Origin of the sequence: Methylopila sp. 73B (assembly GCF_000526315.1) — a bacterium.
Taxonomy (GTDB): domain Bacteria; phylum Pseudomonadota; class Alphaproteobacteria; order Rhizobiales; family Methylopilaceae; genus Methylopila.
The window spans coordinates 324,132-341,573 of record NZ_JAFV01000001.1 but is presented as its reverse complement, the minus strand read 5'-3'; the positions used below and the strand labels follow the sequence as shown (position 1 = coordinate 341,573).

Below are 17,442 nucleotides of genomic sequence, written 5' to 3'. Positions count from 1 at the left end.
CTCAGAGCGACCCCGCCGCGAAGGTCTCGTCGGCGGGCGCGAAGCGGTCCCTGAGCGCCGCCACCAACGGCCCCATCCTGGAGCCGTTCGATCCCTTGATCATCACCACGTCCTTTCCTCGCAGCCGCTCGAAGAGCTTCGGTTCGAGCTCCGCCGCGGTCGCGGCCCATCCGCCGCGCCGGGCGGGCGGCAGCGCGTCGTTCAGCGCCTTCATAAGCGGTCCGGCCGTGAACACGAGGTCGATCTTCGCGCTCGCGGCCGCTTCGGCCACCTTGGCGTGGAGCGCCTCCGACTCGGGGCCGAGCTCCAGCATGTCGCCCAGCACGGCGATCCGCCGGCCGCCGGACTGAACCGGGCTCTGGCCGAGCAGCGCGAGCGCGGCGCGCATCGAGGCGGGGTTGGCGTTGTAGCTCTCGTCGATGACGGTGAGCACGCCGCCGGGGGCGCTCAGCGCCAGCCGCTTGCCGCGGCCGGCCGGCGGCGCGAAACGGGCGAGCGCGAGCGCGGCGAGAGCAAGGTCGGCGCCGGCGAGCTTGGCGGACAGGAGCACCGCGAGCGCGTTCTGCACCACGTGGCGGCCGGGCGCGCCGATCTTGAAGGTCACGCCCTCGCCCAGCACCGTCGCCGCGACGCAGGAGCCCTGCTCCTTCATGGCGAGCCGGTCGAGCCGGGCGTCGGACGAGACGTGCTCCCCGAAGCTCCAGACCGCGGCGCCGGCCGCCGTGGCCGCCGTCTTCAGGCGCTCGTAATGGGGGTTGTCGCGGTTGATCACCGCATGGCCGCCGTTGGCGAAGCCCTCGAACACCTCGGCCTTGGCGTCGGCGATCGCCTCCACGTTGGGGAAGGCCGCGAGATGCACCGGCTCGACGTTGGTGATCGCCGCCACGTGCGGGCGGACCATCTTCACCAGCGGCCGGATCTCGTCGGGATGGTTCATGCCGATCTCGAACACGCCGTAGGCGGCGGAGCGCGGCAGCCGGGCGAGCGTCAACGGCACGCCCCAGTGGTTGTTGTGGGACGCGGCGGAGGCGTGGGTCGGGCCGTCCTCGGCCAGCACGAGGCGTAGCGCCTCCTTGGTCGAGGTCTTGCCGACCGAGCCGGTCACGGCGACGATCCGGGCCTTCGAGCGGGCGCGCGCCGCGACGCCGGTCGCGACCAGCGCGGCGAGCACGTCCTTCACCACCAGGAGCGCGCCGGCGTCCTTCAGCTCGGCCGCATGGGCTTCGTCGATCACGGCGAGCGCCGCCCCGCGGGCGAGCGCGTCCGCGACGAACTTGTGGCCGTCGTGCACGTCGCCCTTGATCGCGAAGAACACGTCGCCGCGGGCCACGGTGCGGCTGTCGATCGAGACCCCGGTCGCGGGCTCGTCGGCGCGGCCGACGACGCGGCCGGCGGTCGCGAGGGCGAGCTCGGGCGTGGTCCACAGCGGCTCGGCGAACATGCTGGACGTCGTCATGCGGCGGTCCCCTTCCGCTTGAGAGCGTCCCGGACGACGTCGTGGTCCGAGAACGGCAGCGTCCGATCTCCCACGATCTGGCCCGTTTCGTGACCTTTGCCGGCGACGACGAGAACATCGCCGGGCTGTAGCTCGGACACAGCGGTCTCGATCGCGGCCTTGCGGTCGCCGATCTCGCGGGCGCCGGGCGCGGCGGCGAGGATCGCGGCGCGGATCGTCGCGGGGTCCTCGCCGCGCGGGTTGTCGTCGGTGACGATGACGGCGTCGGCCGCCGCGGTCGCGGCTTCGCCCATCAGCGGACGCTTGCCCGGGTCGCGGTCGCCGCCGGCGCCGAACACCACGACGAGGCGTCCCTTCGCGAACGGACGCAGCGCCGCGAGCGCGGACGCGACCGCGTCCGGCTTGTGGGCGTAATCGACGAAAACCGCCGCGCCGTCGCGCTCGCCGACGAGCTCGAGCCGCCCAGGCACCCCTTCGAGCCGCTCCAACGCGTCGAGGGCGACCTCGGGCGCGACGCCCGTCGCGATGGCGAGGCCAGCGGCGGTCAGGGCGTTCTGGGCCTGGAACGCGCCCGCGAGCGGAAGTCGCACATCGCGTGGGCCGGCGATCCCCTCCACGCTTAGGATCTGATCCAGCCCATCGGTCTTAACGTCTGTTAGTCTTAACGTTTCGCCCCTCGCGCCGACGGTGAACAGGCGCTGTCCCCGCTGCTGCGCGGCGTCTGCGAAGGCCGCGCCGTCCGGCGCGTCCGCCCAGACCACCGCCGTCCCGTCCCCGGGGAGCAGCTCGCGGAACAGCCGCAGCTTGGCGTCGCGGTAGTGCTCGACCGTCGGATGGTAGTCCATGTGGTCGCGTGAGAGATTGGTGAAACCGGCGGCGTTAAGGTTAACGCCGTGCAGTCTTTTCTGATCGAGCCCGTGGGACGAGGCCTCCATCGCGAGATGGCTGACGCCCTCGCCCGCAAGCTCGTCCAGCGTCCGGTGCAGCGAGACCGGGTCCGGGGTCGTCAGCGAACCGTAGGTCGCGCCCGAAGGGCCCGTAACCCCGAGCGTGCCGAGGCTCGCGGCCTTGAACCCCGCGTGGCTCCAGATCTGGCGGAGGAAGGTGACGACCGAGCTCTTGCCGCTGGTCCCGGTCACCGCCGCGATCGTCGCCGGCTGGCGCGGGTAGAGCCGCGCCGCGGCCTTCGCCAGCGCAAGCCGCGCGTCGTCGACTCGCACCACGGGAACCGGCGCCTCGAGCGCCTGTTCGGACAGGATCGCGGCCGCGCCCTTCTCCAGCGCCTGGGCGACGAAGCGGGCGCCGTCGGTCTTCGCGCCAGCGAGCGCCGCGAACACCGCGCCGGGCGTCACGGCCCGGCTGTCGGCGGTCAGTCCCGTGACGGGCGTGGCGGCGGCGGCGGCGTCGAGGCCGACGCCTGGAAACAGCGCTCCGAGCGTCGTCACCGCACCGCGCCCACGGTCGCGCCGATCGAGGCGAGCAGGTCCTGCGCCGGCGGCGCGTCGTAGATCGGCTCGACGCCCAGCAGCGGCGCGATGCGCTCCACCATCTTGCCGCCCACCGGCACCACGTTCCAGCCGGAGGTGGCGAAGCCGTGGGTCTCGGGCAGCGCCTGCGGTTCGTCGAGCACGACGAGCATCATGTACTTCGGCTTGTCCATCGGGAACACGGCGGTGAAGGCCGTCAGGTTCTTGTTCTTCGCGTAGCGGCCGCCGACCACCTTCTCGGCGGTGCCGGTCTTGCCGCCGACGCGATAGCCCGGGATGTCGGCCTTCTTGGCCGAGCCCTTCTCCGCGTTCAGGCGCATGAGGTAGCGCATGGCGACGCTGGTCGAGGGCTTGAGCACCTGCACCGAGGCGGCGCGGGCCTCCGCGGCGGTGCGCTGCATGAAGGTCGGCGTCATCAGGTAGCCGCCGTTCACCAGCGCGCCCACCGCCATCACCGACTGGATCGGCGCGATCGCGAGGCCGTGGCCGAAGGAGATCGTGATGGTGTTCAGCTCGCCCCAGCGCGGCGGAAGGATGGGCCGCGCGCTTTCCGGCAGCTCGGTCTGCAGCCGGTTGAGCTGGCGCATCTTGGCGAGGAACGCCTTGTGCGCGTCGACGCCCATGCCGAGCGCGATCCGCGCGGTGCCGATGTTCGAGGAGTGCACGAACACTTCCGGGATCGTCAGCACCCGGTTGGTCGGGTGGAAGTCGTGGATGCGGAACTTGCCGTACTGAAGCGGCGCGCGGGCGTCCATCCGGCTCTGCAGGTTGAACTTGCCGCTGTCGAGGCCCATCGCGATGGTGAGAGCCTTCATGGTCGAGCCCATCTCGAACACGCCGACGTTAACGCGATTGATGCGGTCCGGCTTCAACGCGTCGACGGGGTTGTTCGGGTCGTAGTCCGGCAGCGAGACGAGGCTGACGATCTCGCCGGTATCGACGTCGGCGATGGCGGCGGAGCCTGCGATCGCCTTGAACTTCTTGATGCCGGCCGCGAGCTCGTCGCGCACCGCGTGCTGGACCTTGAGGTCGAGCGCGAGGTGGATCGGCTCCATGCGTCCGCCGTCCGCGGCGATCGCGGCGGCCTTCGCCGTCATGCCGCTAGTGTCGAGATACTTCTCGATGCCGGCGATGCCCTTGTTGTCCACGTCGGCGAAGCCGAGGATGTGGGCGACGATGTCGCCGTTCGGGTAGATGCGCTTGTTTTCCTGGATGAAGCCGACGCCGGGGATGCCGAGGCGGAACACCGCCACCTGCTCGCGCGGCGTCACCTCGCGCTTCAGCCAGACGAAGCCCTTCTTCGTCGACAGGCGGGCGCGCAGCTCGTCGCGGTTCAGCTCCGGCAGGGCGCCGGAGAGCAGCTCCACCGCTTCGTCCACGTCGATGATGTTCTTCGGCTCGGCGTAGAGCGACGACACCTTGATGTCGGTCGCGAGCACCTGGCCGTTGCGGTCGACGATGTCGGGGCGAGAGACCGCCGCCACCTGCTGGCTCGCCTTCGCGACCGCGCCGACGTCCGGCGCGACGGCGTACTGCACCATCCGGCCGACGATCGTCAGGTAGACGATCCCGAAGGCGAGCATGGCGATGCGGAGCCGCCCGTTGGTGAGGCCGAGGCCCTCGCCGCGGCCGACCAGCAGGAAGAACAGCTTCTTCAGCAGGCGGAACAGGCCGCGCAGGCCGAAGGCGGTCCAGCGGCCCGAGGTTATGGCGGCGCGGCCGACGGCGCGGGCCGAGGCGCCGCACCCGCGTGCGGCGGCGCTCAGGAAGGCGTCGCGGTTCATCGCAGAAGCCCCGGGTTCTGACGCAGGAAGTCGGTGATGTTCAACGGCTGGCCGACCTTCGGCGTCGCCGGCTTCTGCGGCGCCGGGCGGTTGACCGGCGCCCTCAGCTGCGAGGTCGGCTTGACCGCGATCGTGGTCTTCTTCGCCGGCGCGGCGGCCGCCTTCTTGGCTTCGCCCGACGCGTCGGTCGCGAGGCTCGCGTCGGCGCCCATGAGGCCAAGCGCCTCCAGCTTGTGTCCGATCTCATCAACCGGCGCGGGCCGGTCCGGCAGGGACGCCACGGTGATGGTCTGGCCCTGGCGCAGCGGCTTCAGCTCGAGATGGCGCTCGGCGAAGGCCTGGACGCGGTCGGGCCGGGCGAGGAAGGACCATTCCGCCTTCAGCACCGCGATCGTGTCCTTCTCCTGCGCGATCTGGCGCTTGAGCTTGGTGACGTGCTCGGAGTGCATCGTGGCGTCGTATTTGATGCGGTAGACGGTGACGGCCGCGCCGACGAGCGCCAGCACCGCGACCACGTTGAGCAGGCGGGCGATCTTCACGAGCCGGCTCCTTCAAGTCCGCCGAGCGGCAGACGCGGCACGCCGAAGGCGAAGGCGTCGCCGCCGCGCGCCGGCGCCTCGGTGCGGACCGCGGCCCGCAGCCGCGCGGACCGTGCGCGAGGATTGACCTCGACCTCCTCGTCGGAGGGCTTCACCACCCCGCGCGACAGGGCCTGGAACGTCGCCGGCGGCACGGTCGCGGCCGGCATGTGGCGTGAGCCGCCGGGAACCGTGCGCGTGCGGTCGGCGAGGAAGGTCTTGACGATGCGGTCCTCGAGCGAGTGGAACGCCACGACGACCAGCCGCCCGCCGGGGTTCAGCCGGCTCTCGGCCGCGAACAGCGCGCGGCCAAGCTCGCCGAGCTCGTCATTCACCGCGATGCGCAGCGCCTGGAAGGTGCGGGTGGCGGCGTGGATGCCGTCGTAGGATTTGCCGAGCACGCCCTCGACCACATCGGCGAGACGCAGCGTCGTCGTGATCGGCTCGGTCTCGCGCGCGGCGCAGATGCCGCGGGCGACGGCGCCGGCGCGGCGCTCCTCGCCGAGAGTCCTGAGCACGGCGGCGAGCTCCTTGTCGTCGAGGTCGGCCACGAGGTCGGCGGCGCTCGGGCCCTCGCCGCCCATCCGCATATCGAGCGGGCCGTCGTTGCGGAAGGAGAAGCCGCGCGCGGCCTGATCGAGCTGCATCGAGGAGACGCCGACGTCGAGCACGACGCCGTCGATCCCGTCGAGACCGAGCTGGTCCAGCACGTGCGAGAGGTTGGAGAAGCGGTCCTCGACCAGCGTCAGACGGCCCTTGAATTCGGAGACCATGGCGTAGCCGGCGGCGATCGCCGTCGGGTCGCGGTCGGTCGCGATCACGCGGCAGTCGGCGGCCTCGAGGATCGCGCGGGTGTAGCCGCCGGCGCCGAAGGTGCCGTCGAGATAGGTTTCGCCGTCCTTGGGAGCGAGCGAGGCCAGCACCTCGGGCAGCATCACGGGAAGGTGCGGGCGGGCGTCCGCCGGATCGCGCTCCGGGCGGCGTTCGCGGCGGGCCATCACGACGCCGGCTCCAGCGGAGGCGTCGGCGCGCCGAGCCGCCGCTTCAAGCCGCGCACGGTCTCCCGCGCGTTTGCGAGATGCGCCTGGAAGCTCGCCGGCTCCCAGATCTGAAACTTCCGCCCCTGCCCCACGAAGGTCACCTGATCCTTGATCCCGGCGTAGGTTTTGAGGCTTTCGGTGAGGATGACGCGCCCCTCCCCGTCCGCCTTCAGCACCTCGCTCGTGCCCAGCAGCGCCGTCGCCAGGCTGTCCCGCTCGTCGGAATAGAGCGACAGCGTCTCCAGCAGGCGGTCGATGTCCGCCAGCAGCGCATTGCCGCCCGCGTCCAGCGCCGCGAGGTCCAGAGAGGGATGCACGTAGAGCCCTTCGAAGCCGTCGCGCGCCAGCACCGCCCGGAACGGCGCGGGGATCGACACCCTGCCCTTCGCATCCAGGCGATTGGTGAAATTGGACACGAAGCGGTCCATGGCCCCCCACATCGCCGCGGAAGGCGGCGCCCCGACCGCCCTCGCCTGAGAACACAGGCGAAAGGCGCACGTCTCCAGCCGCGCGCGCAGCGCGGAACGCTACGACGCCGAACGCTGGGGATCCCCCGAGAGAACCTCCAGCCTGCCGCTTCGACGGGATGATTTGGGATATCATGGGGCCGTATGGGCGTCAACGAAACGGGGTTGGCGGCCCCGCTCGACGCGGCCCAGGACGCATCACCTGACAAGGGCCGCGTCGCGCCGGTACGCGACGCCGTCAGTAGAACTTCCTTAGGGTTAAGAACCCGTTGCGGAGCGGCGTTGGCGGCCTCTCCCAGTCGTTCTCGTCAGACGAAAATCTGAGGCGGCGAACAGCTGGCGTGGGCGGCGCCGTTTGGCGCAGGGCTCCGCGGGCGCGAATCGCCTGCGGGGCGGCCCGATCGCTCAGTGTGGAAGACAGAAGCGTCAGTCGGCCTGTAAGCCGGGTTCTGTATGGCGCGGCGCAAGGGGTCGCCCCCTCCCGCCGCACGTGACGGCCATTCCTCTGGGACGCCCATCGCTGGACGCCTCAAGCAACCAACCCGGGCGACGGCCTGGAAGCGGGCCTGCCCTCCGCCCGAAGACGGAAGACGCGTCGCCCCTATTCGGTTTTGCTCCCGGCGGGGTTTGCCGTGCCGCTCCCGTTACCGGCAGCGCGGTGCGCTCTTACCGCACCCTTTCACCCTTACCGCCGGCCCGAAGGCCGGAGGCGGTTTGCTTTCTGTGGCACTTTCCCTGGGGTCGCCCCCGCCGGACGTTATCCGGCGCCGTGCTTTCCATGGAGCCCGGACTTTCCTCTCCGGCGTGAACCGAAGCGGCCGTCCGGCCGACTGACGCCGCCCTTGTGGGCGGCGGCGTCTCCGGGGTCAAGCCGAGGTCGGGGCATGATCGTCATCCGGACGCGCCGGAACGGCGCGAGCCGGGATCGTTCTCCGAACGGGCTCCGGCGCGAGGACAGGGCCTTTGATCGGAGAGCGATCCCGGCTCGACCTTCGGTCGTCCGGGATGACGGAGCGCTCAGGACTTCGACTGAGGCGCCGCCGCGTCCGCCGTCTGGCGGCCGGAGGCCGGAACGCCCTCGGCCATGAAGCGCTTGACCTTGGCGCAGTACACCGCGCCGGCGCGGGTGACGCCGCGCACGCCGTGGCCGCCCTGATACTTCGACACCGCCGCGCAGGTGTTGCCGCCGGACTTGGCGACAGCGCCTGCGAGGTACTTCATGCCGTAGGTCAGATTGGCGCGCGGCTCGTAGAGCGCCTGGCGGCTGCCGCGGAAGCCCATGCCCTTGGCGGTCTGGTAGCTCAGCTGCATCAGGCCGATGTAGCCGCCCCGGCCGGTGGCGTTCGGGCGGTAGCGGGACTCGACCTTGACGACCGCATGGGCGAGCGCCGGGCTGACGCCCTGGGCGCGGGCCATGGCGGTGACCATCGAGGGGATCGAACCGGCGGGCAGGTTCGCGGCCGACGCCTCGGCGCCGGGCTTCGGCGCGTCGGGAAGCTCGACGTCGCGCTGGAGCGCGACGGTGTCGGTCTTGGAGGCGAGCGCCGCCGCGCGGCGCGCCGCGCGAGACGTGGAGGCCTGCCGGACGCTGGCGGCCCGCCGCGTCTTCGCGACCTCGCGGACCCGCGCCTGCCGGACGGCTTTGCGGGAGGTCGTGCGGGTCTCCTGCGCGACAGGCGCCGCGGCGGCCTGGGCCGGAACGGGCGTCGCGGCCCGCATGGGAAGGCCGCCGCCCTTGGAGGGCGAGCCCGCCGACCGGGCGGAGGTGAAGGCGGCCGCGCCGGCCGCCACGGGCGTCGGAGCGGCTTTCGCCGGAACCTTCGCGTTAACCGGACGTTTAGATGTCGTTATCGCCGAGGAAGTGGAATTACGGACGTCTGCAGATTTGGTGGATTGGCTCGCCCCCCGGGCAAGTCGTTCAGAAACCGGCGCAGCGTTGGCCGAGGCGACGGTCGCCGCAAGGATGGCGGCGACGAGCGTCGTCTTACGCATATGCTTACTCCCCTATGCGTTTCGCATGGGGGAAGCTAAAGCCGTGCGAACATGACCTCGGCTCGACCGGAGCGCGTTCGCTTCTTGACGGTGGTGTGACGAGACTGAGGCGGTGCGGCTCAGCGCGCCGGAAGTCGCCGCAGCAGGTTGCGCAGCGTCCGGGACGTCGAGAAATCCGCGATCCCATCGACGCGAGCTGGCCGGAAGTGCCGCTGGAAGGCGCGCACGACCGCCAGCATGGTCTCCCCGTAGAACCCGTCGATCTCGAGCCCGTAGCCATAGAGACTGAGCAGCGTCTGGAGTTGTTCGACCGGCTCGCCCTCGTCGCCCGGCCCTAGCGCCGTAGTGTCTTCGATCGGCGTCGGCGTGACCCAGTGACCGACCCCCGCCGCCGCGAGCCGGCCCCACGGAAACTTCTCTCCCGGATCGATCTTGCGCAGCGGCGCGACGTCGGAATGCGCCAACACCCGCTCCGGTTGAATCGACCGCCGCGCGCAGATGTCGCGGGCGAGTTCGATCACCGCCGCGATCTGCTCCTGTGGAAAATCGGGATAGCCATGGTCGTGGCCGGGATTGGCGATTTCGACGCCGATCGACCGCGAATTGACGTCGGTTTCGTCCTCCCAAGACGACCGGCCGGCGTGCCAGGCGCGCCGCTCCTCGGGCACCAGCTGCAGGATCCGGCCGTCCTCGAGCACCACGTAGTGGCACGACACGCCGCCGTCGGCCGCGCACAGCTTCGCGCAGGCGGCCTCGGTCGAGGCCATGCCGGTGTAGTGCAGCAGCAGGATGTCCGGCTCGCGCCCGTCGCGGCGCTCGTCGTGGTTCGCGGCGGGACGCACCTCCGCGACGAGGGGACTGTCGGGCGTGAAGGCGGTCATGCGAGCCCCCGTTCGCGCCGGATCATGTCCCAGGCGGCGTTGGCCGCGGCGAGCTTCTCGGTCGCGATCCGCACCGCCTCCTCGGGCAGGCCGCGCGCGATCGCCCGGTCGGGATGGGTCTCGGCCACCAGCGCGCGATGCCGGCGCTTGAGGTCGTCGTCGCTCGCGCCGGGATCGGCTCCGAGGATCGCGTAAGGGTCGGCCGCAGGGAGCTTCATGTGACGTGCGAGCGCGCGCCGAAGCCGCGCCGCGTCCAGCTTGAAGATCGCGCCGACCTCCATGAGGTAGGCGGCCTCCGCCTCATGCACGGCGCCGTCCGCCGCCGCGATCTGCGCGAGGCCCGAAAGCACGTCCTCCAGCGTCGCCGGATCGTCCGCGAAGAGATCGGCGAGCTGGCGGGCGTAGGCGTCGAAGCCCGCCACGTCCTGCTTCGCGAGATCGAACAGCTGGCCGACGCGCTTCAGGTCGCTCTCCTGAATGGAGAACACGCGTCGGAAGGCGTCCACCTCCACGCAGGCGACCACGCCGTCCGCCTTCGCCATCTTGGCCGCGAGCGCGATCACGCCGACGGTGAAGGCGACCTCGCGCTTTTCGCGGTCGCGCGCGGCGAGCGCCTCCGGGTCGGTCTCGCGATCGATGAGAAAATGACCAGCGACCGCGCCCGCAAGCGCGCCCAGGGGTCCGCCGAGCGCGAGGCCCGCCGCCGCCCCGCCGATCTTGCCCCAAAACCACATCGCCGCCGCTCCTGATTCGGGGCGCGACTGTAGCCGCCCGCCTCGGGCGACGCGAACGCCGCCTCGCGAGGCGCGATCGAGCCGCATTTTTGTGCGCCGGGATGATAAAGAACTGGAACAATCGGCCGGATGCGACCAAATCTCCGTCCCAGCCGGCGACGCCGTTGCAGGAAACGCGCCGGCCGTCGGCGGCTCGCAGCCGCCCCGGAGGACCGAACGCCATGAGCGCACACGCCAGGCCGCCCGCAAGCGCGCCCACCGCGAAGCCCGTCACCGTCGCCGCCATCCGCGCGGCGAAGGGAGCGACGCCGCTCGTCTGCCTCACCGCCTACACGACGCCGGTGGCGGAGGCGCTGGACGAGGCCTCCGACCTGCTGCTCGTGGGAGACAGCCTCGGCATGGTGGTCTACGGCCTGCCGAGCACGATCCCAGTGACGCTCGACATGATGATCGCCCATGGCGCGGCCGTGGTGCGCGGCGCGCGGCATGCGCTCGTGGTGGTCGACCTGCCCTTCGGCGCCTATCAGGAAAGCCCGGCCCAAGCCTTCCGCAACGCCGCCCGCATCCTGGCGGAGACCGGCTGCGGCGCCGTAAAGCTCGAGGGCGGCGCGGTGATGGCCGAGACCATCGCCTTCCTCACCCAGCGCGGCGTCCCCGTGCTCGCGCACATCGGCCTGCAGCCGCAGTCGGTGAACGCGCTCGGCGGCTACGCCGCCCGCGGCAAGCTCGCGGCCGAGGCGGAGACCATCCTCGCCGACGCCCGCGCGGTGACCGACGCCGGCGCCTTCGCGGTGGTGGTCGAGGGCGTCGTCGCTCCTCTTGCGGCTCGCATCACCGAGACGATCCGCGTTCCGACCATCGGCATCGGCGCCTCCGCCGAGTGCGACGGCCAGATTCTCGTCACCGACGACATGATGGGCGTCACCTTCGGCCACGTGCCGAAGTTCGTCCGCAAGTACGCCGACGTGGGCGCGACCATGAAGGCCGCGGCCGACGCCTACGCCGCCGACGTCCGGGCCCGCCGCTTCCCGGCGGAGGAGCACCTCTACGGACTGCCGAAGCCGAAGATCGCGGCGGGGTGAGCTTGGGCTCTTGCGTAGGGCATGAAGGGTGGCCCGCCCGCCACCTCATTCGGGCTTATGACATACGGCCTCGACGTTGACCCCGTCCGGGTCGATCACGAAGGCCGCATAATAGGCCGGGTGATAATGAGGCCTCACGCCCGGAGGTCCGTTGTCGCTGCCCCCATGCGCCAACGCCGCCGCATAGAAGGCGTCGACGGTCGCTCGGCTGCCCGCCGCGAACGCAACATGGATCCCAAGTCCTCGGGCGCCCGGCGGCGAGGCGCGTCGGCTGTCGCTGGACAACCAGAAGAACGGCTTTAGGCCGATTCCGTAGCCTATTCCGTGGTAGCCCCCCGTCTGTTCGGGCGTCACCTCCATCACGGCCACGATGCCAAGCGGCCTGAGCGCGGCGTCGTAAAATCGACGCGCGCTTACGATGTCGGCAGGGCTGACGCCCATATGGTCGATCATGACCTGCACCCCCTGAGCGCGTGGTGGCCGGAGTCCGCCAGCGGGTTGCGCAAGCGACCAGAGCTGACCGCGGGTAGTAGCCGATGCCCCGCATGTCCTGACGTCCCGGGCTTCGCGGCTTCGCCTAGATCCCGACGCTCCTTCGCGACTGGCGGCGAAAAAGACGAGCGTCCGACATCCCTACGCGAGGCCGGGGCGCCGTCACTCGTCTGTCTGCCAGTCCGCAGGTGGCTCGGAAACGTTGTCCCAGCGCCGCTGCGCGATGGAGCCGGTCGGGCCGTCGAACGCGTTTGTGTCCGGCGCGTAGCTCACGGCGGGCTCGTCGCCCTGGGGGGCGAGTTCGGGCTCCGGCGGAAGCTCGGGCATCATCGGGGTCGGCCGGCAGTAGGCGCGGCGTCCCTCGGGATCATGGCGCGCGAGGTCGAGGTGCAGGTGCTTCTCGTGGTGCGCGTCGCTGCCGGGTCCCAGAACCGTCTTGAACGCCCCGCAGGCGCCGGCGTGCGCCTCGCGCAGGAAAGCCTGAGCCTCGGGCGTCCCTCCGCGCCAGTCGCGCGCGATCGAAATTTCGCGGCCGTCCGCGAGGATGAAGGCGGAGATGTCGAGCGCGTTGCCGAAGCCGTGCTCGGAGAGCTTCGCGCCGCGCTTGTTGTTCCGGGTGCGGCAGCCGAACGAGGCGGCGTTCTTGATCTCCGCCACGGCGACGCCGAAGCGGGCGTTCGCCGCGGGCTGCACCGTGCGGACCATCCAGTCGTTGAGCACGGCCGTCATCGGACAACCCAGCCGCGCCGCCGGCTGCACGCCGACGGAGCCGTCGGCCACCGCGTAGATTCGGAACGGATGTTCGAGCCCGCAGACGCCGGGACCGTCGATCTCGTCGATCGGCCGGGTGAAGTCCGTCGGCGTGACGAGCTTCGCCGCAAGGCAGGCGGCCTCCACCTTGCCGCGCCAGGGCTCCCGCTCGTCGCCGCCGAAAAAGCCGCAGCCGCTCAGCGCCGCAGCGACGCAGCCGAGAACGAAACCATGGGCGAACCTGAAGCGCATGGCCGTTAAAATGCGACGGAGTTGGTTAAGGCGCGCTTGACGGACGCCCCCCGGCGCCGCGCCGCAGCGACGAATTCGTTAGGCGGGCGAACCTCAAAGGTGGATGCTTCGTTAACGAAGCGATCCTGACTCCCTATTGTCGAGGGAATGAATCGAGTTTATCTAGGCGCAACAGTGAATTTGGGGATTTCCCACATGAGCGTCGTGAAACGAGTTGATCTGATGGCGGCGCTGGCCGCCTTCGCCTTCCTCGGCGCCATCGTCATCGGCGTGTTCTGACGGTCCGAGCCGCGCGTTTGGACGCTGGCGGCCGCCGACCGGCCGGAGCGTCCGACGCGAAGATTTGATCGAACCCAAAAGGGCTGCCGCACCCGGCGGCCCTTTCTCGTTCTACGGAGAGCTTTATGGCTGACGCGCCCAAAACCCTTCGCGATCTCGCCGGCGCCTCGCCCCAGCCGGCCTCACTCGCCGACGCGACGCTGGTCGTGATCGACGCGCAGAACGAATATGTCGAAGGGCCGATCGCATTGCCTGGCTCCGCGCCCGCGTTGGACGCGATCGCCGACCTCCTGGCGCAGGCCCGCGCGGCGGGGACCCCGATCGTCCACGTCGTCCACCGCGCGCCGGCCGGCATCTTCGTCGAGGGCACCAAGGGCGCCGAGATCGCGCCTCAGGCCGCGCCGCAGGGCGACGAGCCGGTGTTTTCGAAGGGGCTGCCGAACGGCTTCACCAATCCGGAGTTCGACCCGGCGCTAAAGGCGCTTGGCCGCAACAACCTGATCCTCGTCGGATTCATGACGCACATGTGCGTCGACGCCACCGCCCGCGCGGCGGTCGACCTCGGCTACGGTGTGACGATCGTAGAGAACGCGACCGCGACCCGCGCGCTGCCCGGCGCCGTCGGCAAGCCGGCGCGCTCGGCCGACGAGGTCCACGACGGCGCCCTGGCGGGACTGGCCGACCTGTTCGCCGTCATCGCGCCCAACGGCGCGGCGCTGGGGAAGTAGTCTCTCGGACGCCCGGTCGAGCGTACGTCATCCCGGACGGCCAAAGGCCGATCCGGGACCGTTCTCGGAGGATGCGCGCGAGGACCGGCGCGCGATAGACCCCACGACGCAGGTCGTCAGGCTCGTTCTGAAGCGATCCCGGATCTCGCTACGCTCGTCCGGGATGACACCGTTTCCGTGTGTCTCAGCCGCCCGTCAGCTTCGCCTTGATCACGCCGTTGGCCGCCGCGAAGTCCATGGCGCCGGTGTGCTTCGCCTTCAGCACGCCCATCACCTTGCCCATGTCCTTCATGCTGACTGCGCCGGTCTCGGCGATCGCGGCGTCGATCGCCGCGGCAGCCTCCGCCTCCGACATCTGCTGCGGCAGGAACGCCTGGATCACGGCGATCTCCGCCTTCTCCTTGGCGGCGAGCTCGGGACGCGCGTTCTGCTCGTAGATCGAGGCGCTCTCCTGGCGCTGTTTGATCATCTTGGCGAGGAGTTGCTTCAGCTCGTCGTCGGTCGCCGTCCCCTTGCCCTCGCCGCGGGCCTCGATGTCGCGATCCTTGATGGCGGCGGAGACCAGGCGCAGCGTGCCGGTGCGCTCCGCGTCCCGGGCCTTCATGCTGTCCTTCAAGGCGGCGGTGATGGCGTCGCGCATCGGTCGTGTCCTTACATTGCGGTCGCGCGCGCATGCCGCGCCGCGCGAGAAGCTCGATCTGTCACCGAAACGTTGACGCTGGGGGTCGCGGCGCCTAGGTTCCGGCCGCATCGGCGCGTCAGGCGTCGGCGCGTGATCGCGCGACGGGACTTAAGACAATCATGGCTCATGAACAAGGCGCCGCCAAAGGCGGCTGGGACGAGGCGCGCCCGACGGCGCGGCTGCTGCTCGCCGACGGCACGCTGGTCGAGGGCGACGGCCTGGGCGCGGTCGGCGCCGCGGCCGGCGAGCTCTGCTTCAACACCGCCATCACCGGCTACGAGGAGATCCTGACGGATCCGTCCTACGCCGGGCAGATCATCACCTTCACCTTCCCGCACATCGGCAACGTCGGCGTGAACGACGACGACGTCGAGACGGTGAACATGGCGGGCGCCTCCGGCGTGCGCGGCGCGGTGTTCGCGGCCGACGTCACCTCGCCCTCGAACTGGCGCGCCACGCGCGACCTCGACGCCTGGCTGAAGGCGCGCGGCATCGTCGCGATCGCCGGCGTCGACACCCGCGCGCTCACCGCCCTCATCCGCGACAAGGGCATGCCCAACGCTGTCATCGCCCACGCGCCGGACGGCGCCTTCGACGACGCGGCGCTGAAGAGCGTGCTCGACGGCTTCGAAGGCCTCGAGGGCCAGGACCTGGTGCCGCTCGTCGGCAGCCCCCAGCGCTACGGCTGGGACGAGGCCGGCTGGAGCTGGCCCGGCGCGGCCGTGCCCGGCGCCTATGGCGCGCGCGCGGAAGGAACGGCGACGAAGCGCGTGGTCGCGATCGACTACGGCCTCAAGCGCAACATCCTGCGCATGCTGACGACCGCCGGCTGCGAGGTCACCGTCGTGCCCGCGACCGCCACCGCCGAGGACATCCTCGCGCTGAACCCGGACGGCGTGTTCCTGTCGAACGGCCCCGGCGACCCGGCGGCCACGGGCAAGTACGCGGTCCCCGTCATCCAGGCGGTGCTCGAGAAGAAGATCCCGACCTTCGGCATCTGCCTCGGCCACCAGATGCTGGCGCTCGCCGTCGGCGCGACGACGTCCAAGATGCACCAGGGCCACCACGGCGCGAACCATCCGGTGAAGGACCTCACCACCGGCAAGGTCGAGATCACCTCGATGAACCACGGCTTCGCGGTCGCCCGCGACAGCCTGCCCGCGACCGCGCGCGAGACCCACGTCTCGCTGTTCGACGGCACCAACTGCGGGCTCGAGCTGACCGACCGGCCGGCCTTCTCTGTCCAGCATCACCCCGAGGCCTCCCCCGGCCCGCAGGACAGCCACTACCTGTTCCAGCGCTTCGTGGAGCTGATGGACCGCAAGCCGGCGTAAAGCGCCTTTCGGAAGGAGCGCTCCTTCCGAAGGCCTGTCGAACGCGACTCCGCTGTCGATCCCCAGGCGTGGGCCGGCTATCCTCGAGCCGACCGCCGCCGGGACCCACGCATGACGCGCTTCGCCTCGATCGCCTTAAGCCTCTTCACTGCGCTTCTGATTTCGGCGGGGCTCTATGTCTATCTCGACGCCACGCCGGACCTTTCGGCCTCAAGCGGCCGGACCCACGCGCCGCCCGACGCGCCGGCGCCCGCCTCGCCGGCGTTGCGGACGGCCGCCGCCGCCGCGCCGGCCGCGCCCACGCTCTACTGCCAGTTCTACGTGTTCGTGGAGAGCCAGCCGTTCGTGGCGTTCCTGTTCGAGCTCGATCGCGGCGAGCCGGCGGCCTTCGCGCAGATCTACGTGGCGAAGGCGAACGGCGAGCGCAGCGACTACGACGGCCAGGGCGCGCCGCGACCGCGCTGGACGCTCGACCGCACGGCGGAGCCGGCGCGCCTCGCGTCCAAGGTCACCGTGCCGGCCGCCAACCAGACCGGGACGGCGGTCGAGGACATCGCGATCGAGCTCTACGGGTTCGACCCCGCGGCGCCGGGCCAGCGCTGGTTCGAAGCGAGCCTGAAAAGCGTCTACTACCAGAACCTGCCGGGCAAATGCCGGCTGGCGAGCGCCTGACGCCGCCGGCGCTCAGGCCGCCGAGCGGGCCAGTCCCTTCCACGCCGTCCTGAGGCCGCCGTCCGGCCCGAACACGGGGTCGGTCGCCGGCGTCGGCACCGCCTTGATGCGCTCCACCGCGGCGTCGTGGTCGCCGGCGTCACGAATGAGGTCGAAGGGCTGGTCCGGCGGATAGGCGCCGACGACCTCGAAATCCTCGCTGGCGGCGATCCGGCAATGTCCCGTGCCGGCGGGCACCACCGCCACGTCGCCGGCCTCCAGGCGCAGGGTCCGGCCGCCGCTCTCGCCGCCGAATCGCACCTCGGCCCAACCTTGCGCCACGCCCAGCGCCTCGTGGCAGGTCGAGTGGTAGTGGTGGAACGGGTAGATCCCGTCCCGCCAGAACCCGCCCCAGCCGTTGGCGCCAAACAGCTGCTCGGCGCTCACGGCGGGTTCGCCCGGCTCGGGCGCGAAGGCCGCGCGGTGCACCAGAAGCTCGAAGCTCGGGTGGTTCGGAATCACGCCGTCGTCGGTGAAACCGAAGCGTTCGGTCGTATGATTGTCATGCGATGAACTCAACGCCGTCGCCTCCCTGGGGCCAGAGTTGGCCTACGGAAGACAAACGACGCGTCGGCGCGGCGGTTCCGCCTTTTGGGCGCCGCGCCGACGCTTGACGACGCGTTTTAGCTGTGCGCCATTGTCGATCAGCAATCAGATTTTTGGACGTCCTGTCTGGCCTGCATGCGGCGACTTCGCCGAAAGCTACCGCCTTC

At 70.7% G+C, this 17,442-nt stretch carries 17 protein-coding genes and 1 other RNA gene; 4 read left to right on the top strand and 14 right to left on the bottom strand.

Annotation, left to right across the window (positions count from 1 at the left end):
* Window position 1: 1 nt before the first annotated feature.
* The 10 genes from K244_RS0101605 to K244_RS0101565 form a co-directional block, all read right to left on the bottom strand.
* Entirely contained in the window at window positions 2-1,456 is a 1,455-nt protein-coding gene (locus tag K244_RS0101605) for a UDP-N-acetylmuramoylalanyl-D-glutamyl-2,6-diaminopimelate--D-alanyl-D-alanine ligase (protein ID WP_020184491.1), read from the bottom strand.
* On the bottom strand, window positions 1,453-2,883 hold the full coding sequence (locus tag K244_RS0101600; RefSeq protein WP_036305980.1) for a UDP-N-acetylmuramoyl-L-alanyl-D-glutamate--2,6-diaminopimelate ligase: 1,431 nt from the start codon (window positions 2,881-2,883) through the stop codon (window positions 1,453-1,455). The genes K244_RS0101605 and K244_RS0101600 overlap by 4 nt, the downstream gene beginning before the upstream one ends.
* A 14-nt stretch (window positions 2,884-2,897) precedes the next feature.
* Entirely contained in the window at window positions 2,898-4,727 is a 1,830-nt protein-coding gene (locus tag K244_RS21285; RefSeq protein WP_081761401.1) for a penicillin-binding protein 2, read from the bottom strand.
* Window positions 4,724-5,266 (bottom strand): hypothetical protein, encoded by a 543-nt coding sequence (locus K244_RS23825; protein ID WP_020184489.1) that lies wholly within the window; start codon window positions 5,264-5,266, stop codon window positions 4,724-4,726. Before K244_RS23825 ends, K244_RS21285 begins: the two co-directional genes overlap by 4 nt.
* Window positions 5,263-6,303 (bottom strand): 16S rRNA (cytosine(1402)-N(4))-methyltransferase RsmH, encoded by a 1,041-nt coding sequence (rsmH, locus tag K244_RS0101585; protein ID WP_020184488.1) that lies wholly within the window; start codon window positions 6,301-6,303, stop codon window positions 5,263-5,265. Before rsmH ends, K244_RS23825 begins: the two co-directional genes overlap by 4 nt.
* Window positions 6,303-6,773 carry a division/cell wall cluster transcriptional repressor MraZ gene (mraZ, locus tag K244_RS0101580; protein WP_020184487.1) on the bottom strand — a complete coding sequence of 157 codons (471 nt, stop codon included), beginning with the start codon at window positions 6,771-6,773 and terminating at the stop codon, window positions 6,303-6,305. The genes rsmH and mraZ overlap by 1 nt, the downstream gene beginning before the upstream one ends.
* A gap of 461 nt (window positions 6,774-7,234) precedes the next feature.
* Window positions 7,235-7,646, bottom strand: an RNA gene (gene rnpB / locus K244_RS22900) — RNase P RNA component class A.
* Window positions 7,647-7,829: 183 nt separating this feature from the next.
* On the bottom strand, window positions 7,830-8,603 hold the full coding sequence (locus K244_RS22470; RefSeq protein WP_020184486.1) for a transglycosylase SLT domain-containing protein: 774 nt from the start codon (window positions 8,601-8,603) through the stop codon (window positions 7,830-7,832).
* Between the two features lie 320 nt (window positions 8,604-8,923).
* A complete protein-coding gene (locus K244_RS0101570; protein WP_020184485.1) occupies window positions 8,924-9,685 on the bottom strand; it encodes an N-acetylmuramoyl-L-alanine amidase in 762 nt (253 codons plus the stop codon).
* A complete protein-coding gene (locus K244_RS0101565; protein ID WP_020184484.1) occupies window positions 9,682-10,419 on the bottom strand; it encodes a TerB family tellurite resistance protein in 738 nt (245 codons plus the stop codon). The genes K244_RS0101570 and K244_RS0101565 overlap by 4 nt, the downstream gene beginning before the upstream one ends.
* Before the next feature lie 221 nt (window positions 10,420-10,640).
* On the opposite strand from K244_RS0101565, the gene panB reads away from it, so the two are divergent.
* Window positions 10,641-11,501: a 3-methyl-2-oxobutanoate hydroxymethyltransferase gene (gene panB, locus K244_RS0101560; RefSeq protein ID WP_020184483.1), complete on the top strand. Its 861-nt coding sequence runs from the start codon at window positions 10,641-10,643 to the stop codon at window positions 11,499-11,501.
* Between the two features lie 45 nt (window positions 11,502-11,546).
* On the opposite strand, the gene K244_RS0101555 is transcribed toward panB, so the two are convergent.
* Together K244_RS0101555 and K244_RS21270 are read right to left on the bottom strand one after the other, a co-directional pair.
* Window positions 11,547-11,954, bottom strand: a complete 408-nt coding sequence (locus tag K244_RS0101555; protein ID WP_024816252.1) for a VOC family protein — start codon at window positions 11,952-11,954, stop codon at window positions 11,547-11,549.
* A gap of 201 nt (window positions 11,955-12,155) precedes the next feature.
* Window positions 12,156-12,995: an extensin family protein gene (locus K244_RS21270; RefSeq protein WP_020184481.1), complete on the bottom strand. Its 840-nt coding sequence runs from the start codon at window positions 12,993-12,995 to the stop codon at window positions 12,156-12,158.
* A 404-nt stretch (window positions 12,996-13,399) separates the two neighbouring features.
* On the opposite strand from K244_RS21270, the gene K244_RS0101540 reads away from it, so the two are divergent.
* Window positions 13,400-14,002, top strand: coding sequence for a cysteine hydrolase family protein (locus K244_RS0101540; RefSeq protein ID WP_020184480.1), 603 nt, complete (start codon window positions 13,400-13,402; stop codon window positions 14,000-14,002).
* A gap of 184 nt (window positions 14,003-14,186) precedes the next feature.
* Here the strand turns inward: K244_RS0101540 and K244_RS0101535 are convergent, their stop codons facing one another.
* A complete protein-coding gene (locus K244_RS0101535) occupies window positions 14,187-14,642 on the bottom strand; it encodes a GatB/YqeY domain-containing protein (RefSeq protein WP_020184479.1) in 456 nt (151 codons plus the stop codon).
* A 161-nt stretch (window positions 14,643-14,803) separates the two neighbouring features.
* On the opposite strand from K244_RS0101535, the gene carA reads away from it, so the two are divergent.
* Together carA and K244_RS0101525 are read left to right on the top strand one after the other, a co-directional pair.
* Complete coding sequence (gene carA / locus K244_RS0101530; protein ID WP_020184478.1) at window positions 14,804-16,018, top strand: glutamine-hydrolyzing carbamoyl-phosphate synthase small subunit; 1,215 nt, start codon at window positions 14,804-14,806, stop codon at window positions 16,016-16,018.
* 111 nt (window positions 16,019-16,129) lie between these two features.
* The gene (locus K244_RS0101525) at window positions 16,130-16,690 is read left to right on the top strand and encodes a hypothetical protein (protein ID WP_020184477.1); all 561 of its coding nucleotides are present in this window, start codon (window positions 16,130-16,132) and stop codon (window positions 16,688-16,690) included.
* A 12-nt stretch (window positions 16,691-16,702) separates the two neighbouring features.
* Here the strand turns inward: K244_RS0101525 and K244_RS0101520 are convergent, their stop codons facing one another.
* On the bottom strand, window positions 16,703-17,248 hold the full coding sequence (locus K244_RS0101520) for a cupin domain-containing protein (protein ID WP_020184476.1): 546 nt from the start codon (window positions 17,246-17,248) through the stop codon (window positions 16,703-16,705).
* Between the last annotated feature and the right edge of the window lie 194 nt (window positions 17,249-17,442).

Excerpts from the sequence above, each read along its gene's own strand:
- K244_RS0101605 (WP_020184491.1), bottom strand. The coding sequence starts at position 1,456 with ATGACGACGTCCAGCATGTTCGCCGAGCCGCTGTGGACCACGCCCGAG.
- K244_RS21285 (WP_081761401.1), bottom strand. The coding sequence starts at position 4,727 with ATGAACCGCGACGCCTTCCTGAGCGCCGCCGCACGCGGGTGCGGCGCC.
- rsmH (WP_020184488.1), bottom strand. The coding sequence starts at position 6,303 with ATGGCCCGCCGCGAACGCCGCCCGGAGCGCGATCCGGCGGACGCCCGC.
- mraZ (WP_020184487.1), bottom strand. The coding sequence starts at position 6,773 with ATGGACCGCTTCGTGTCCAATTTCACCAATCGCCTGGATGCGAAGGGC.
- K244_RS0101570 (WP_020184485.1), bottom strand. The coding sequence starts at position 9,685 with ATGACCGCCTTCACGCCCGACAGTCCCCTCGTCGCGGAGGTGCGTCCC.
- K244_RS0101565 (WP_020184484.1), bottom strand. The coding sequence starts at position 10,419 with ATGTGGTTTTGGGGCAAGATCGGCGGGGCGGCGGCGGGCCTCGCGCTC.
- panB (WP_020184483.1), top strand. The coding sequence starts at position 10,641 with ATGAGCGCACACGCCAGGCCGCCCGCAAGCGCGCCCACCGCGAAGCCC.
- K244_RS0101555 (WP_024816252.1), bottom strand. The coding sequence starts at position 11,954 with ATGATCGACCATATGGGCGTCAGCCCTGCCGACATCGTAAGCGCGCGT.
- K244_RS21270 (WP_020184481.1), bottom strand. The coding sequence starts at position 12,995 with ATGCGCTTCAGGTTCGCCCATGGTTTCGTTCTCGGCTGCGTCGCTGCG.
- K244_RS0101540 (WP_020184480.1), top strand. The coding sequence starts at position 13,400 with ATGGCTGACGCGCCCAAAACCCTTCGCGATCTCGCCGGCGCCTCGCCC.
- K244_RS0101535 (WP_020184479.1), bottom strand. The coding sequence starts at position 14,642 with ATGCGCGACGCCATCACCGCCGCCTTGAAGGACAGCATGAAGGCCCGG.
- carA (WP_020184478.1), top strand. The coding sequence starts at position 14,804 with ATGGCTCATGAACAAGGCGCCGCCAAAGGCGGCTGGGACGAGGCGCGC.
- K244_RS0101525 (WP_020184477.1), top strand. The coding sequence starts at position 16,130 with ATGACGCGCTTCGCCTCGATCGCCTTAAGCCTCTTCACTGCGCTTCTG.